We start from the raw sequence: 16,474 nt of genomic DNA, 5'->3' as shown, positions 1-16,474 counted from the left end.
ATAATTCTACCAAATGGAATGGATATAGTTTTGGGTTTACCATTTTGAATGTTATTGGAAGGTTTAGATTACACTATTAATGCTAGAAACTATTTAAGGTGGGGACAAAAGGTGGACAATTACTCAGTTGCCAAGGAGCTGAATAAGTTCCTGAAAGGGATTTACATGGGCATCCATGCATACGAGCATTTCATTGAAAAACTTGACGATGAAGGTGTCAGAGCCGAATTCCAGAGGATGCAGCAGGAGCACAAACATAATGCGGCCCTGATTGCGGAAAGAATCCAAAACCTTGGGGCTGTACCTGCTGACGATGAAGGCATAGCCGGTTCCATTCAAGGATATATCAGCAGTCTCTTCCTGCCGGACAGCCAGGATGCCATAGTCGATAAAACCCTTACCGGCGAAGACTATTATGCCATCCAAATGTCCGAAGAAAACGTAAGAGGCGACCTCGACCCAGAAAGCCGCCGACTGGTTGAAACTGTCCTCGACACAGACCGGAAGCATGTGGAATATTTGAATACATTGAAGGGGAGAGTCTGAAGCCTTGTCTAAGAGCAAGGGTACTAAAGGGATCAGCCAAACAAATTATTAAACCCTGCTGATTGGAGTGGAAGGCACGAAGACTCCTGCGGGAAATAGCGGCAAGGCTGAGACCCCGCAGACGCGCAGCGGTGAGGAGGCTCAGCGTCGCCCCGCGGAAAGCGAAGTGCCTGGAACGGAAATCAGCAGACTACATTTGAGGAAGTATCCAGGTAACTGATCAAAGAACTACATAAAATTAGAATCGGATTGCAAAAAAAGTATCAAACCCATTTATAAGCAAAACAAAGGCAGTGCACTCAAAATGCACTGCCTTTGCGATTATTTAATACCCTTCATCAATCTCTGAATAGAAGGTGACATGAAAATCAGGACGCCGCCTAAAACGACAGCCAAAAGTCCAAGCGTACCAAAATACATAATCTCATTATTAGGATCATACAGCTTAACAAGCTGAGCATTTACCGCCTGTGCCGCTGCATTGGATAAGAACCATAAGCTCATCGTCTGAGCCGAGAATGCCGCCGGCGCAAGCTTTGTTGTAGCTGACAGCCCTACAGGGGACAGGCACAGCTCACCGATAACGACAAGGAAGAAGCTCAGTACAAGCCATAATGGATTAACCAAAGATTCCCCGCCGCTCATATAAGCAGGGATAATCAGGACAAGGAAAGACAAGCCCGCGAAAATCAAGCCAAGTGAGAACTTCTTAGGCGTTGATGGCTGCCTGTTTCCTAACTTAACCCATAGCCACGCAAACAATGGTGCGAGTGCGATAATGAACAATGGATTAAGGGACTGGAACCATGAAGCCTGCAGGTGGATGCCTGCAAAATCCAGGTCAGTACGCTTGTCCGCATATTGAGCAAGGATGATGGAACCTTGTTCCTGGATCGCCCAGAACATAACCGATGCTATAAACAGCGGGATGTAGGCGATAATTCTTGACCGCTCATCTGAAGTTGTTTTCGGACTGCGGTACATCACAATAAAGTATGCGGTCGGAATGGCAATCCCGAGGATACTGATCAGTACCGTGAAGCGGTTAATCGTTAAGAATCCGGTTGAAATACTGATAAAAGCAATAATAGCAATAATAACTGCGGCAATGGCAATGCGGCCGAATACTTTTTTGCGCTCTTCAGGGAGCAGCGGGTTTGGTACATAGCTGCCTGCAAGCCCAAGGTTTTTCTTTCTTGTAGCAAGATAAGTGATCAATCCAATCAGCATACCGATTGCTGCAATGCCGAAGCCCCAATGGAAGTTATACTTTTCACCGATTGTTCCGACAATTAACGGCGCAATGAAAGCACCAGCGTTGATTCCCATATAGAAAATCGAGAAACCTGAATCACGGCGGACATCTTCCTTGCTGTAAAGGTCGCCGACAACGCTTGAAACGTTAGGCTTTAATAGACCTGTACCAATGACAATCAATGCCATGGAGATGAACAGGGCTGTAATGCCTCCAGGGAATGCAAGGGCAATATGGCCAAGCATAATCAAGACCCCGCCGTAGAATACGGTCCTGGCAGTTCCGAGTATACGGTCGGCAATCCAGCCTCCGATTACCCCGGACATATATACGAGTGAGCCGTACACGGCCATTACAGAAGCGGCTGTCGTCTCATCGATCCCAAGCCCGCCCTTAGAAACTTCGTAATACATATAGTATAGTAGGATAGCTTTCATCCCATAGTAGGAGAAGCGTTCCCAGAACTCTGTGAAGAAGAGCGTGAACAAGCCCTTAGGGTGGCCGAAAAAGCCTTTCTGCGGCACACTATTCACAATTTTCTGTTTATCAAAAGCTGTCATTTTTCTGCCTCCTTTAGTACAAAAACCATCATACTAAAATTGAATTGCGATTGTCAAAAAATTTTGGGGATATAATAAAAAAGTACCAGGTATCTATACCATATATCTACTCCTTTTTCTTTATCTGGAAACAATTGTGAGTTTACCCTATAATCCTTGCCTGAAACCAGGATAAATGAATCATTAATGGTATGGTATTTCAGGCGCTGGGTCTTGCCAGTCCTGCAGCTTTTCGGGCTTTCTGTTTATAAGATGCCCTTTTAGAGAATAAAACTAATCCCTATAGGTATAAATAACTCCCGCTCCTATCCTCACGATTCAAGCCGCAAAAAATACCCGGGCATCCTGGCCCGGGCAAGTTGATTAGAATCTGTTCCAGTTTAAAACATCATCCAAAGGCAGGCGGTTTTTCTCAAAGCCGGCCTTTTTGCCTTTTCCTAAGGAAATAAGCATTACTGGCTTGAAGTTTTCCGGCACATTAAAGGCTTCAATAAATTGCCCTTCGTCATAGCCGCCCATAGGAACCGTGTCATAGCCTTTTGCTTTAGCTGCCAGCATCAGCTGCATAGAGACAAGGCCGCCGTCGATCATAGCAGTCTTAAGTGCTCTCTCATCAGAGAAACCGCCATAGGTCTTCATAATGGATGCTACATAGGAATCTTTGATTTCTTCCGTCATGCGGCCCATCTTTACAAGGCCTCCGTAAATTTCACCTGCATTCTTATACGCGTCTACATCAGCAAGTACTGCAACTACGACAGAAGCATCTGTGATCTGCTGCTGGTTGTTTGCGATTGGCAGCAGTTCTTTTTTCGCTTCCTGGTCCTTGATGACTAGGAATCTCCATGGCTGGAGGTTAGAAGAAGACGGTGCCAGGATGGCTGCTTCAAGGATTTCACGGATTTCACTGTCTTCCATCATATAATCGGCATCATACTGGCGGACAGAGCGGCGCTCTTTTGCCACCGTGAAGAAATCTGTATCTTCCAGCTCCTTTGGCGCTTCAGTGGTTTGGTCAAGATCTTTTACTTTATTTAAATACTCTTCTTTGCTCATTGTATTATCACTCATCTATGCCATCTCCCTTTAACTGTGGTTATTACAAGAACAGTATATGGTGTTACTGTTCTTTTGTCAAACACAGTTTATTTTCCAATAAATAATAGGCATGAAAAGGGAGGACAGTCTATTTGCCGGTGAAAAGTCTTTTGTAAGGATAGAATTACCTTCCTGACTCAGAAAGCTGAAACCAATTGTATCCCGGCCCGTAGATGTTATAAAAGGAGGGATGGTTTTGCAGGTTGATTATAAGCCGGCTTCAGAGCAGGTGCTGAAAGCTAATAAAGGAATATCTGTTCAAAAACTGCTCAACATTGCCGGGAGCTTCATGCTGCTGGGCCTGCTGATCAGCATTTTTACTGTACCATTTTCATTAAATGAAGAGCTGCAGCTGTATTATGATAACAGGCTGGTCTTGAAGGGAGAAAAGCTGGAGGAATTTCTGTCTTTTGTTGTTGCAGCAGGCTTTGCCTACTTCATGCTGGTCCGGCTGTATTTTACACAGCGGAGACTTTTCTATATTTTTTTGTGGTTGATACTGATTGACTCCATCATCATGGTATTTCTATTATACGGATCTCATTAACATCCGCTGCGTGAATATAAAAAAGGAAACGAAACACAATGATGTCCCGTTTCCTTTATTTTTTACCCATCAGGTCTTTAAGGGTCTTTTCTTCTAATCCGTTCAGGATCCATTGCTCCATTTCATTCTTCAGGTCGGATAAGGCACTGCGGGTGCATGGTTCAAAGCACTCTTTGCTGCTGACATCCAGGAAACCTTTTGAGAATGGCTCTGCGCGCATTCCCGCATATACATCAGAGAGCCTGATATCCTCCGGCGGTTTTGCGAGAAAATATCCGCCGTCCCGGCCTTCCTTGGCCTGGACAAGGCCTTCCTTAACCAAATTCCGCAAAATCTTCCGCAGAAACCCTGATTCTGAACCGATTTTGTCCGCTAGCCTTGCGCTCGGGCACAGGCCTTCATTGTCTGCCATAATAAGCAAAGCCTGCAGGGCCAGGCTGAACCATCTTATGCTGGAGGCAGAGGATGTTTTCTCGTTCAATATACTCACCTCTGCTTTAACTGTATCGTATTTTCTGCTAAAAAGACAATCCCCTTGAAAAAATTGTTAGAAAAAAGAGAACGGCTCTGCGGCCGTTCTCCTCCTGAAATAGCACCCACTGGCTGGTGGCTTTACTTTTATAATTTAAATGAGCTCTTCAGCGAAACGATCCGGTTAAATACAATGTGATCTTCTGTTGTATGCTTTGGATCGACATTGAAATAGCCGTGGCGGAAGAACTGGAACTTATCTTGAGGCTTGACATCCTTCATGTTCGGCTCGATGAAGCCGTTGACGATTTCCAGAGAATTTTCATTCACATGGTCAAGGAAGGTCTTGCCTTCATTTTCTTCACTGTTCAATTCTTCGTCAAGGATCAGCGGCTCATACAGGCGGAATTCAGCCGGAACTGCCTGGGATGCCTCGACCCAGTGGATGGTCCCTTTTACCTTCCGTCCGGTAAAGCCTGTGCCGCTCTTGGTTTCCGGATCATATGTGCAATGGATTTCAACCACTTCACCGTTTTCATCCTTGATGACATCTTCACATTTAATGAAGTATGCATGCTTCAGACGCACTTCATTTCCAGGGAAGAGGCGGAAATATTTCTTTGGCGGATCTTCCATGAAATCATCCTGCTCGATATAAATTTCTCTTGAAAACGGAATCTGGCGGCTGCCCATTTCCGGGTTCTCCGGATTGATTTCCGCTTCGAGCATTTCTGTCTGTCCTTCAGGATAATTGGTAATCACAACCTTCAGCGGCTTCAGGATTCCCATTGTCCGAGGGGAAGACAGCTTAAGGTCTTCACGGACAAAATGCTCAAGCATCGCAGTATCAACGGCTCCGGATCCTTTTGAGACGCCTGTCGCTTCAACAAATTCACGGATGGCGCCAGGTGTAAAGCCTTTTCTTCTCAGCCCTGAAACGGTCGGCATGCGCGGATCATCCCAGCCATCCACATACTTTTCGTCGACCAGCTGCTTCAGCTTTCTTTTGCTCATGACTGTGTTGATCAGGTTCAGGCGCCCGAACTCAATCTGCTGAGGCTTGCTTTCCATCTCACAAGCTTCAATGACCCAGTTATACAGCGGTCTTTGATCCTCGAATTCTGTTGTGCAGAGAGAGTGGGTGACGCCCTCGATTGCATCCTCGATTGGATGGGCAAATGCATACATCGGATAAATGCACCATTTGTCGCCTGTGTTATGGTGATGGGCATGTGATACACGGTAAATGACCGGATCCCTCAGGTTAATATTAGGTGAGCTCATATCAATTTTTGCTCTGAGCACCTTTTCTCCATTCTGGAATTCTCCTGCACGCATACGCTTGAAGAGATCAAGATTTTCCTCGACAGAACGGCTGCGGTATGGGCTTTCCTTCCCGGGCTCTGTCAAAGTTCCGCGATATTCCCTGATTTCATCTGCATTCAGGTCATCAACATAAGCAAGGTCTTTTTTGATCAGCAGGACTGCACGCTCGTACATTTCCTCAAAATAATCGGAAGCAAAGCGAAGCTCCTCCCATTCAAACCCCAGCCATTTGACATCTTCTTTAATGGCATCCACATACTCCTGGTCTTCTTTCAGCGGATTGGTATCATCAAAGCGCAGATTGGTTTTGCCGTTAAAATCATCGGCGAGTCCAAAGTTGATGATGATTGACTTTGCGTGTCCAATATGAAGATAGCCGTTCGGCTCTGGAGGGAAGCGGGTAACGACTTCATTCCTTTTTCCGGATTCCAGGTCCTCCTTAATGATCGTGCGAATAAAATTGGATGAGTTTTGTTCCAAACCAGTATCAGCCTTTCTTTTATATACTTTAGGAAATTATAGAATTTTTTTGCCTGAAGCTCAATCGGCTCCAAACATTTTTTATTAAAATAGCCCTTTTTTAAAATGGCTGTGTTGAACATTGTCGGTGATTTTGGGCTCATGTGTGTGAAACCCTGTTTCACACGCATTTCGGCATAGCTGAATGAGCCCAAAATCAACATGCAGTTACAATAGTCTAAAAAACTGGGCTCGTTCACTTATAGTCTAATGGAATCTGAAAAGATATGCCATGAACTTAATACTACTCATTAAGGAGGATAAAAACAAGGAGCAGGTAAGCAAAATAAGGAAAGCGGAGGGGCTGGGCGGGAAAAAACTTTTGGGCAAAGCTGCCTGCCGGCCTGCGGCTGCATACAATAGCTTTATGTACCCATCTTCATTGCTCTTGAGCCAGGCTGCTGCTCCAATTGAAGCGAAAGAACTAGGGGAGAAATCTTCCTGGTATGATAAACTGTTAAGGTAATATAATGGATCATATGGTTTTTTTACCCACAGGCTAATATCGTTTCCGAATCTTTCAATCACACCATGAACCTCCAACATTGCTGAATGACGAACAGGCTAAAGGGGGATGAAAATGGAAAGGATGATGGTTAAAGATCTGCCTGTCATTGAAGATAAGGTAAGGAAATGGTCTGCGATCGTGTATTGGACGGGAGTAGGGATCATCATATTGCTTGCAGCTATCAGCTTATATCATGCTGCACAGCTGCCGGATGGCGCGGGCCAGCCGGATGCAGGCAGCCAGGCCGCTGCACAGGATACGGTCACAAGCCTGATTATCAAGCCGATTGCCGAGTCGCCGAAATTCCAGGTCATTTTTGAATATCTTTTCTACCTGCTTTTATGGCTGCTGCTCTGGCTTTTAGTGCCTTCCGCATCCAGGAGGATCATCCGCTTCAAGCTCGGAAATCTGGAGTTTGACCTAGACCAGAGCCAGAAGGAAGTCATATCCATCATTGATGACCAGATGAGAAAGTTTAAATTCCTGACGTATTTAATGAAGGAAGAAAACAAGAATGTCCTGAAAACGAGCTTTGATTCGGAGCATCCCAGATTCCATGATGCCCTCGATTTTGCACTTGCCAAAATGCAGGAATTCTATTTAAGTGAATGGGATGAACATCTTACCTTTGAAGTAATGACGCTTGCCGAGTTTCATCAGGCATCATTTCCTTCGGCTGTAAAGAGGTCGCTCGAGCTTGTGGACTTATACAAAACAGGGATCCCGATCAACAAGGAAAATCCGGAAGTTATCCATGATAAAAATTATCTGGTTTATACCACCTCAGAAGAGGAAAATATTTATACAAGCGGTACAGAAGTCGTCGACTATGTCATTTGTGTTTCAAGCTACAGATCTGAATTCAATGAAAATGACGGCTATCTGGTCGCAGGCATTACTTCCCTTGTTTCGGAGCTCCATAAACGGGCATGGGAGAACTTGGGGCTTACAAAGCTTCGGGAAAGATTGAATCTTTAGCCCTAATGAGGTAAACTTATAGTAAAGAGGTGGTTAAAAATGTCAGCCAAAAAGCATGTGTTAAAAGTCCAGAAGCCAAGTGGCGAGGAAGACATTTTTGATTTTGATCGGTTATTCAAAGATGCTGCCAATTATAATAAAAAAGCAGACCAGCAGGATATTCAATATCCTCGCGGAGCATCAATATCAAGGAAAAGCTCCATCGTGAAAGGACTTTTCGCTGCCAAGGCCTGATGAATCGGCAAGGCTGGTCCAAAGAGGACCGGCTGCAGGCATTTGGCAGGGCTGAAATAAAAAACGCCCGATTCACGGGCGGCAAGCAGTATCTTGGGATTCTGGAAAAGATCCGCTGATTCCGGCCTGATAGTTTTTTAGATGGACAAGCCATAAGGGCTCTTGTAACTTGCGTATGCAGGTTATTTTTTTATGCCCAGATATTTGGACAAGAACTGCTGCATATTGTGGCTGTTTCCAACGATTTGGGAAGACCGGTGCACCTTATTGATGGGGCTGCCTTTTGGGTATTGGATTTCCCGCTGTCCCTTTTTATGAAAAAAGCTTTCTGCATTGGCAAATAGCTTTGAGAAATTAAATTCATCCATTTCTGTTCTCCGCCTCCAACTTAAATGCTCTCCTTATTGTATTCTATGCAGGCAGTACTATACGGGAAATGAAATTTGTGTGTATAGAGAAAAACGGGCTTTTTTCCGGAGCTGGCAGGGTTTGCGGCATAGGGAGTCGAACTTTTTCAAAGTGAGAAAGAGGAGGGAAAGAAATGGCGGATAACTATCCAGTATTAAACGGAGCAGAACCCTTTTATTTTGAAGGCGGCAGGACAGGCATCCTGGTTTCGCACGGTTTTACAGGCTCGACACAAAGCATGCGGCCGCTCGGGGAGGCATATGCGAAAGCAGGGTATACGGTCTGCGGCCCAAGGCTTAAAGGTCATGGGACCCATTATGAGGAAATGGAGCAAACGCAGTACAGCGACTGGATTGCAAGCATTGAAGAAGGCTTTCAATGGCTGAAAGAACGGTGCGACGATATTTTCGTCACAGGCTTATCCATGGGAGGGACACTTACTCTTTATATGGCTGAGAAGCATTCCGAAATCAAGGCCATTATCCCAATTAATGCTGCCGTAGAGATTTCGGATATGGAAGGTGCTGCAGCCCTTCAGGACGTCCGCTTCCTCGATGCCATCGGCTCAGATATAAAGAAAGCTGATGTAAAAGAGCTGGCCTATGAGAAGACCCCGGTCAAATCCATCGGTGAAATCGTCCAGTTAATGGAGCTGGTAAAAGGAGGGCTGGCTGACATACAGTGCCCGGCATTGATTTTTGTTTCCAGCGAAGACCATGTTGTCCCGCCTGATAATTCCCGGCTCATCCTTGACCGCATCTCAAGCAAAGACAAAAAACTGATTACGATGGAAAACAGCTATCATGTTGCCACGCTCGATAATGATCAGCAGCTGATCATTGATGAGACCTTGGCGTTTATAAAAAAATATCAATAAGAACGGGGGGCTGCGGCCTCCCTTTTTTTGTGGGAGCAGGACAAAAATACAGCATTGCCATCAATTAAATAACTGTGTTAACATTTAGTGAATCGAAATATATTCTCTATAGAAGATCTGTTCGAGCCTTTTATATGCTCGTAAAAGTTAAATACTGCACAAGTTTTTATTTTTTTGAAAAGGGGGCTTTACCGCTTGAGTGAACAAAAAGAAAAGCTTTGGACGAAATCCTTCGTCATGCTGATGGCAGGGAATCTGTTTGTCTTTATGTCCTTTCAAATGCTGATCCCGACAATGCCGCCATACATAAAATCAATAGGCGCCTCCGGCTTGGAAATCGGCCTGGTCACAACTCTATTCTCTGCTGGCGCAATTCTGTGCAGGCCCTTTATCGGCTATATGCTTGAGTACAGGACAAGAAAGCCCCTCGTCCTGGCCGGTGCAGCCGCCCTGCTGCTGATTACTTTGGTTTACCCGCTTTCCAGCGTGGTTGTTATGTTTCTTCTCTTCAGGCTAGTGCACGGGCTTGCCTGGGGCTGGTCGACGACTGTCAACGGGACGGCAGCGGTAGATGTTGTTCCGAACTCCCGCCTCGGCGAGGGGATGGGCTATTATGGGCTGTCTGTGACTCTCGGGATGATCATAGCCCCCAGCCTGGGCATTTATTTATTCCAGGTTACGACCTTTGAAAATCTGGTTTATATATCGGCCGGTCTTGGCATTATCAGCATCATACTCCTGTCGCTGGTGAGCTACAGAACGCCCCAGTCGGTTAAGGAAGCGAAAAAAGAGGAATTAGCTTTCTCTTATTTAGGGTCACTGATTGAAAAAACGAGCTGGTACCCGGCACTTATCACGGTCATCGTTACCTTCGGCTATGGATCCATTGTCACGTTCATTGTCATTTTTGGGGAAGAGCGGGGAATAGAGCAGATTTTCCTTTTCTACCTGTTCAATGCCGTACTGGCATCGGCCTCGCGTCCTGCAGCTGGAAAATGGTTTGACAGAAATGGGCCGAGAGGGCTCGTCCTGTTCTGTACACTCATTACATTCGCCGGGATGTGGGTGCTGTCCTTTGCCCATTCTAATGTTTTGATTGCTGCAGCCGGAGTTCTTTTCGGGATCGGCTTCGGATCGCTGATTCCGACGCTTCAGTCGTGGACATTGTCCCTTACGCCGCCAAACCGCAGAGGTGTTGCCAATGGCATGTTCTTTTCAGCCATCGACCTTGGCATCGGATTGAGCGGACTGGTATTCGGCGTCATAGCCCAGTACGTGGAAACAGGCAGGCTGTTCCAAATCTCGAGTATCTTCCTGCTGATTGCCATCGCCATGATCATGGCCGAAGGGCGGAGGCGAAAAAACAGCATAAAAAAACAGGCTGCTGCCGTATAAGGCCGGGGATGCTTCCCTGGTCTTTTCTTTGCTGGGCTGGTGGCTGCGGGATTTTTGACACCCTTCTTCTTTAGAATTTTCTCAGCGATTGGCTTCTCCTGCGGCTGGAATGATAAGATAGAACCAAAAGATACAGCTGGCAAACAGGGCAGCTGATCTCAGGATATAGAAGGGTGATAATATGGCACAGGAAATAAAGCTGCGTCTGAAGGCGCGTTCTGATGAAGAGTATAGAAAAGGGCTGCCCCTTGTTTATAAAGATAGAATAGAGAATCTTGCGGATCTGAAGGAGGAGGGGGCAATCTTCCGCCTTGCAGACAGCAGGAACAAATTCATCGGCAAAGGCTATTATGGCCTGCAGAATAAAGGCTGCGGCTGGATCCTGACGCGTGATGAGCAAGAAGTGATCGACCAGGGATTTTTTGAGAAAAAACTTCAGAAGGCTCTTAAGCATCGGGAATCTTTCTTCAACAGCTCTGATACGACTGCTTTCCGCGTTTTCAATGGCGAAGGCGACGGGATCGGCGGGCTGACAATCGATTATTTTGCCGGCTATTATCTGCTGACTTGGTACAGTGAAGGCATATACCGATTTAAGGAAGAAATCCTGCAGTCTTTAAGGAATCTTGCTGATTTTAAAGGGATCTACGAAAAGAAACGCTTTGATGCGAAAGGCTCTTATATGGAGGATGATGACTTTGTTGAAGGAGAGCGCGGAGAGTTCCCGCTCATTGTCAAAGAAAATGGCGAAAACTTTGCCATCTACCTGAACGATGGAGCAATGACAGGCGTGTTCCTTGACCAGCGCGATGTCAGAAAAACAATCAGGGATGTATATGCAAAGGGCAGGACAGTCCTCAATACGTTTTCCTATACAGGGGCCTTCTCCATTTTTGCGGCAAAAGGCGGAGCAGTGAAAACGACAAGCGTGGACCTTGCGAACAGGAGCAAAAGCAAAACGATTGAACAGTTCAGCATCAATGGGATCGACTATGAGGCACAGGATATCATTGTAGAGGATGTTTTCCATTATTTTAAATATGCCGTAAGGAAAAAGCTTCTTTTTGATATGGTGATCCTCGATCCTCCAAGCTTTGCCCGCTCCAAGAAGCATACCTTCAGTGCAAGCAAGGATTATAAGAACCTGCTGAAGGAAGCGATTGCGATTACGGAAAAGGATGGCATCATCGTCGCCTCTACCAACTGCAGCACCTTTGGAATGAGCAAGTTCAAAGGATTTATTGAAGCCGCCTTTAAGGAAAGCGGCGGAAAGTACAAGCTGCTGGAGGAATTCTCCCTGCCAAAGGATTTTCGGACCATCAGTGAGTTCAAGGAAGGGAATTATTTAAAAGTGGCATTCATTCGTAAACTGTCTTGAGTATGCCTGCGTTTTGCCTGCAGCACTAAAGGGTAAACAGCCTATATATGATTTTCATATAGGAGGCATAGTGATGAAACGCGATATTATCGGTGTATACAGTTCAATAGATGAAACGATCGAGGCAATCAGGGAGCTGACGGCGAAAGGCTATGATTCAAAGGATCTGGCTGTCATTTCAAAGCGGCAGGATATTTACACCCTTGATTCGTACACAAATGCAGATGTGGAAAAGGCTGCCGGCTCAGCGCCGAAAGAGCATGATGATGAATCGTTCTGGGATAAACTGAAAGAAGCCTTCTCGCTGGACGGCGACTTTGGCGAATCCCATGAAAGGCTGACAAAGTATGGAATTGCTGAGGAAAATGTAGAGTCATATGCAGCAGATATGGATAATGACAAAATTCTCCTGGCTGTGAACGCAGATTCTGCTTTTGCCAACGCTGAAACCGGTGCTGATGAGTGGTATGGCGCAGGCCAAATCGAGAGCGGAGATGAAGGGGAAGGCACGTCAGGCAGCCCATCATTATCCGGGGAGCCAACCGTCTATACAACAGATGAACAAAACAACCTGAGAAGAGGCTCCCGCTAAGGGCTTCCATCCTTCGTCAGAGCGAACCCGCCTTCTCTAGAGGCGGGTTTTGCTTGATTAACGGTGTTTCAGGCAGTACAGAAAGAAGTTCCTGCGTAAAATTTACCATATCTGAAGGTTGCTGTTAGAATTATTACAGAAGGAAACATTTCTGTATCAAAAATGAAAGTAAAATGAAATTTGTTGCATTCCATTCTTTGCTAGAATACAAGGATAGAGAGCGCAGAATAATAGGAATCTCTTTAGCATATAGTAGGTCAATCTATTTACATAAGGGGATAACAATGACGATAGAACAACAATTAATCGATAAATCATATTACGAAATGTTTATGGAAGGCCATAGCGGGGAGCAGCCTGCACAGGTGCTCGGCGAGGCATATTTCCTGGAGCAGAAAAAAGAAATACCGGAGCTTTCGGTCATCAGGTTTGCACAGGGTGAAATCTATTTCCACCATAAAGACTATGAAGCAGCCATTTTCAAATGGGAAAACATACATAACGATTTGGGGGAGTGGGCCAAAAAAAATACCGCAGACGCCTATATGGAACTGGAGCTGCATGCAACAGCCGAAGAAATATACAAGGCCATCAGGACAGAGTCACTTGTGCTCCAGACTGAGGTCCTGCTCCAGCTGTTTTCCTTATATGTCCATCAGGGCAAGCTTGATAAGGCCGTGCAGACAATAAAGGAAGCTGTTCTCCTCAATCCGGATTATCCGGATGTAACAGAGCTGGCAAGAGCCTTTTTCGAAAAGCATCAGGATTGGGGCAATGCCATTGAACTCGCTGTCAACGAAGGAGTCCGCACAAGCTCGCTCAAATGGTTTGAGGTCCTGAATGGCTATATTGATCAAGGGGCGGCAAGGAAGCTTGAGCCTGTTTATTTCCTTGACGCGCTGAAAACGGTCTTTTATAAAGATGAATCAAGATTTGAAAAGCTGTCTGTCTCCCTTTGGCAGCATTATCAGAGTCAGAGCAGCAGCCATCAATGGCTTAAGGATTTCAACGGGATGATGCTGGAGCTTGAAGCGGACAGATCTTATGCATGGCATGAACTTTCCGCTATGTACAGGGAGACCTACCTGCAGCTTATCACAGGCAATTATTACGTGAAGGAATTGACTCCGCTCGTTCCTGAGCTGCTTGTGAACTGGGTTAGGATCACTGATTCCGCCAACGCGGTGCACGCTTCCGCTGCATTACTTGCCTGGAATAAGCTATTTGCCGGATTAGACTCTAACGCTGTAGCGGATGCAGAAAATCTGATAGAGCGCTCAAGCCTTTATAACGGAGGACTGGAAGACAGTTACAAATTGTTTATGGATATTAAGAAATGGGCACTCAAAAATGATCTCCCGCTTGGACAGAGGCTGGAATGGATCGTCGAAGAGCTCCTTGATCTTGATAACAGCCATGTCCTTGTTGCCGGCAGGCCTGGAAGCGGGAAGTCCGCATTCATTAATTATGTGCTGGGCAAGCCGGTTCTTGGAGAGGACACATCTTCCATCAGTATGTTCAAGGCTGGCGAAGACGCTGCTTTCAGTGAAGTTACCGACAGCAGGCTGATCATGATGAAAGATCTTCCGCAATATCAGGAAAATGAAGCTGCCGCCGGCCTTGAAGGAGAAAAGGTTGCTTTCAACTGCCGGGTACCGGTTCCCTTCCTGCAGGAAAACAGGATTGCGCTCATTGACACCCCGGGAGTCAAAGGGAGCGGCAGGGCAAGTGGAGAGCTGGCCCATTATCTCCCGCTTGCAGACAGCATTTTATATGTCATTAATGCAGCAGAAGGCCTTTTAGAGGAGGACCTCCTGGCGCTGGAAAGAATTCGTGAGTCTGCTCCTTTCAAAAAGGTGCACTTCCTCCTGAACAAGGTGGATGCGATTCATGATCAGCGTGAGGCAGAAAGGCTGGTCGACGAGATATCCGCACAAATCCGGTCTTATTTCCCGCAAGGAAAAGTATTTGCCTTTTCCTCCCATTATGGAAGCAGAGAGCAGCTGGCAGATTTGGCCGGATTTTTCGATGACAGCCTGAGCCGCGACTGGTATGAGCTCCGGACACAAAGTGTGCTTGTCTATATCCAGCGCGCCTTAAGCTATCTGCTTGATAAGCGGGTGGAGGTGGAGAACTCGCTGCAGGAGGATATCCGCTGGAATGAAGAGATGGTCACGAAGCTGAATGGCGCCATCAACCAGCTCAGCGATATTGAAGAAGAAAAGACAAGGACGATCACAAAATCCTATCAATCTATCAAAGACAGGATGAGGAAGAAGCTTGAGGAGGAAATTCCCGGGATCCTGCGGGGCACTTCCGAGCTGGTCACAGAAGACAGCGACTTCCGGAAAATCCATCTTGAGCTGAACGATGCAATGAACGAGCGCGTCCAGCAGTATCTGGAGGATTCTGTCCTCCCTGAATTCTACGGCTCCATCCAGAAGTGGATTGCCCTCACCACTGAAGAGTTCAATCACAGCCAGGCTTATTTATATGAAATGGGCGAAGGGTTCAATGAGTTATATGGAGAGGAAAAAATCCGGCTGGAGTGCGACTTCAAAGTCCTGGATGACTGGCGCAGGGATGCCGACAGGATGACAAGCGGAGTGAGGATGGAAAAAGTGAACATCCTACTGCGCTTCACTCCTTCGCAATTCCTGCTGAAAAGCGCCGGAAAGCTGTTTGGCGCAATCCCGCAGAATAAAGGAATGCTGTATAATAGATATAAACAATTCCTCGAAAATGAGGATTACAGCGAAAGCGTCGACGCCATTGTCAGCAAGTTCATGCAGCAGTTTGAACTGTTCGAAAAAGCACTGGAGAGGGATATTAAGATCTTTTTCCGCAATCCATTCAACGTGCTCAATATGACAGTTGAGGAAACCTTGAACACTATTGAAGCCAACGGGCAGGCCCTCAGCAAAATGAAGGAAAATCCGGAGGCTTACCGCGATCCGATCACTTTGTTTGAGCTTAGGAAGCTGCAGTATGAGCGGATGGTTCGCGTATAGAATGCAGGGGAATGTGCTTTCCCAAATAAAAGACTGGCCGGAATTAATTCTGGCCAGTCTTTTTGTATTTTTTCAGCAGGGTTACTGTCATGATCTGTTCCGAAGCAATGTTCTTTGCTGCTTCAATCTCTGTCTTTAGCCTGCTGGGTATCCCGGATGTTCTTCTGGACTGTAACAGCGGCAAAGACGCTGAGCACGAATGACATCGCATAAAATCCTTTTTCGCTCAGGATGATGCTTCCTGCATTGTACAAGCCGATAGCCATCAATAGTACGGCCACAATAAGTGCGAACCAGCTCAGTCCATAATAGATGCCGGTAACCGGTATTCCCTCTTCTTTGTCTCGTACCGCCTTTTGCAAAGAGACCGCAGAGTAGAGGCCGAAAATCAGGACAGCAAAATAATATCCTTTCTCGTTCAGCTGCATCGTGTCCGCATTGAACAGCCCAATCAGATAAGCCCCAGCCCCGACCATTAAAGCAGCCCAGGAAGCTCCTTTAAAAGCGGCAGTCGGTTCCCCTTCTTTCCGTTCTTCCTTCTTCTTCGGCGCTTTATTAGTGCCTTTATCTAACAAAACATCATCTTCATAAGCCATTCTCGAATCGCCTCCAGCCAGTCAAATAATTTTTTAGCACCGCAAAAGCCTGCAGCACTCTACTTCCAACATCTATTATATAGAAAATTTTTGAAATTAATAGAAAAAATTGCAATGGCTCCAGCGTGCCAGGCACCGTTCGTGGACAAATAGGGGGAAAGTGTCTTTTTAAGGT

At 46.1% G+C, this 16,474-nt stretch carries 16 protein-coding genes; 9 read left to right on the top strand and 7 right to left on the bottom strand.

What is annotated here, in order from left to right:
* Window positions 1–111: 111 nt before the first annotated feature.
* A complete protein-coding gene (locus Q9R36_RS10545) occupies window positions 112–546 on the top strand; it encodes a DUF2383 domain-containing protein (protein WP_311225076.1) in 435 nt (144 codons plus the stop codon).
* A 321-nt stretch (window positions 547–867) separates the two neighbouring features.
* Here Q9R36_RS10545 and Q9R36_RS10540 read toward each other — a convergent pair whose 3' ends face one another.
* Complete coding sequence (locus tag Q9R36_RS10540) at window positions 868–2,361, bottom strand: peptide MFS transporter (protein ID WP_009792349.1); 1,494 nt, start codon at window positions 2,359–2,361, stop codon at window positions 868–870.
* 363 nt (window positions 2,362–2,724) lie between these two features.
* Window positions 2,725–3,432, bottom strand: a complete 708-nt coding sequence (locus Q9R36_RS10535; protein WP_009792347.1) for a nitroreductase family protein — start codon at window positions 3,430–3,432, stop codon at window positions 2,725–2,727.
* Between the two features lie 223 nt (window positions 3,433–3,655).
* On the opposite strand from Q9R36_RS10535, the gene Q9R36_RS10530 reads away from it, so the two are divergent.
* Window positions 3,656–4,006: a hypothetical protein gene (locus tag Q9R36_RS10530; RefSeq protein ID WP_094768079.1), complete on the top strand. Its 351-nt coding sequence runs from the start codon at window positions 3,656–3,658 to the stop codon at window positions 4,004–4,006.
* A 55-nt stretch (window positions 4,007–4,061) separates the two neighbouring features.
* Here Q9R36_RS10530 and Q9R36_RS10525 read toward each other — a convergent pair whose 3' ends face one another.
* The 3 genes from Q9R36_RS10525 to Q9R36_RS10515 form a co-directional block, all read right to left on the bottom strand.
* Window positions 4,062–4,496 (bottom strand): RrF2 family transcriptional regulator, encoded by a 435-nt coding sequence (locus tag Q9R36_RS10525; RefSeq protein ID WP_311225075.1) that lies wholly within the window; start codon window positions 4,494–4,496, stop codon window positions 4,062–4,064.
* 128 nt (window positions 4,497–4,624) lie between these two features.
* Window positions 4,625–6,283 carry a glutamine--tRNA ligase/YqeY domain fusion protein gene (locus tag Q9R36_RS10520; protein ID WP_253616205.1) on the bottom strand — a complete coding sequence of 553 codons (1,659 nt, stop codon included), beginning with the start codon at window positions 6,281–6,283 and terminating at the stop codon, window positions 4,625–4,627.
* A gap of 246 nt (window positions 6,284–6,529) precedes the next feature.
* On the bottom strand, window positions 6,530–6,850 hold the full coding sequence (locus Q9R36_RS10515) for a hypothetical protein (protein ID WP_141195024.1): 321 nt from the start codon (window positions 6,848–6,850) through the stop codon (window positions 6,530–6,532).
* 52 nt (window positions 6,851–6,902) lie between these two features.
* On the opposite strand from Q9R36_RS10515, the gene Q9R36_RS10510 reads away from it, so the two are divergent.
* The gene (locus tag Q9R36_RS10510; RefSeq protein ID WP_224950859.1) at window positions 6,903–7,808 is read left to right on the top strand and encodes a hypothetical protein; all 906 of its coding nucleotides are present in this window, start codon (window positions 6,903–6,905) and stop codon (window positions 7,806–7,808) included.
* A 39-nt stretch (window positions 7,809–7,847) separates the two neighbouring features.
* Complete coding sequence (locus Q9R36_RS10505) at window positions 7,848–8,042, top strand: hypothetical protein (RefSeq protein WP_009792341.1); 195 nt, start codon at window positions 7,848–7,850, stop codon at window positions 8,040–8,042.
* Between the two features lie 182 nt (window positions 8,043–8,224).
* On the opposite strand, the gene Q9R36_RS10500 is transcribed toward Q9R36_RS10505, so the two are convergent.
* Window positions 8,225–8,410 (bottom strand): hypothetical protein, encoded by a 186-nt coding sequence (locus Q9R36_RS10500; RefSeq protein WP_009792339.1) that lies wholly within the window; start codon window positions 8,408–8,410, stop codon window positions 8,225–8,227.
* Window positions 8,411–8,583: 173 nt separating this feature from the next.
* On the opposite strand from Q9R36_RS10500, the gene Q9R36_RS10495 reads away from it, so the two are divergent.
* The 5 genes from Q9R36_RS10495 (at window position 8,584) to Q9R36_RS10475 (ending at window position 15,703) form a co-directional block, all read left to right on the top strand.
* Window positions 8,584–9,327, top strand: a complete 744-nt coding sequence (locus Q9R36_RS10495) for an alpha/beta hydrolase (protein ID WP_101551928.1) — start codon at window positions 8,584–8,586, stop codon at window positions 9,325–9,327.
* A gap of 237 nt (window positions 9,328–9,564) precedes the next feature.
* Window positions 9,565–10,722, top strand: coding sequence for an MFS transporter (locus Q9R36_RS10490; protein WP_050767264.1), 1,158 nt, complete (start codon window positions 9,565–9,567; stop codon window positions 10,720–10,722).
* Window positions 10,723–10,903: 181 nt separating this feature from the next.
* Entirely contained in the window at window positions 10,904–12,100 is a 1,197-nt protein-coding gene (locus tag Q9R36_RS10485; protein ID WP_311225074.1) for a class I SAM-dependent rRNA methyltransferase, read from the top strand.
* A 73-nt stretch (window positions 12,101–12,173) separates the two neighbouring features.
* Window positions 12,174–12,692: a YflT domain-containing protein gene (locus Q9R36_RS10480; RefSeq protein WP_022543317.1), complete on the top strand. Its 519-nt coding sequence runs from the start codon at window positions 12,174–12,176 to the stop codon at window positions 12,690–12,692.
* 284 nt (window positions 12,693–12,976) lie between these two features.
* The gene (locus tag Q9R36_RS10475) at window positions 12,977–15,703 is read left to right on the top strand and encodes a dynamin family protein (protein WP_094768084.1); all 2,727 of its coding nucleotides are present in this window, start codon (window positions 12,977–12,979) and stop codon (window positions 15,701–15,703) included.
* Between the two features lie 122 nt (window positions 15,704–15,825).
* Here Q9R36_RS10475 and yiaA read toward each other — a convergent pair whose 3' ends face one another.
* The gene (gene yiaA, locus Q9R36_RS10470; protein ID WP_009792332.1) at window positions 15,826–16,299 is read right to left on the bottom strand and encodes an inner membrane protein YiaA; all 474 of its coding nucleotides are present in this window, start codon (window positions 16,297–16,299) and stop codon (window positions 15,826–15,828) included.
* Between the last annotated feature and the right edge of the window lie 175 nt (window positions 16,300–16,474).

Origin of the sequence: Bacillus sp. AG4(2022) (assembly GCF_031844465.1) — a bacterium.
GTDB lineage: Bacteria > Bacillota > Bacilli > Bacillales > Cytobacillaceae > Bacillus_AB > Bacillus_AB infantis.
This window is presented reverse-complemented; position numbering and strand designations above follow the sequence as displayed.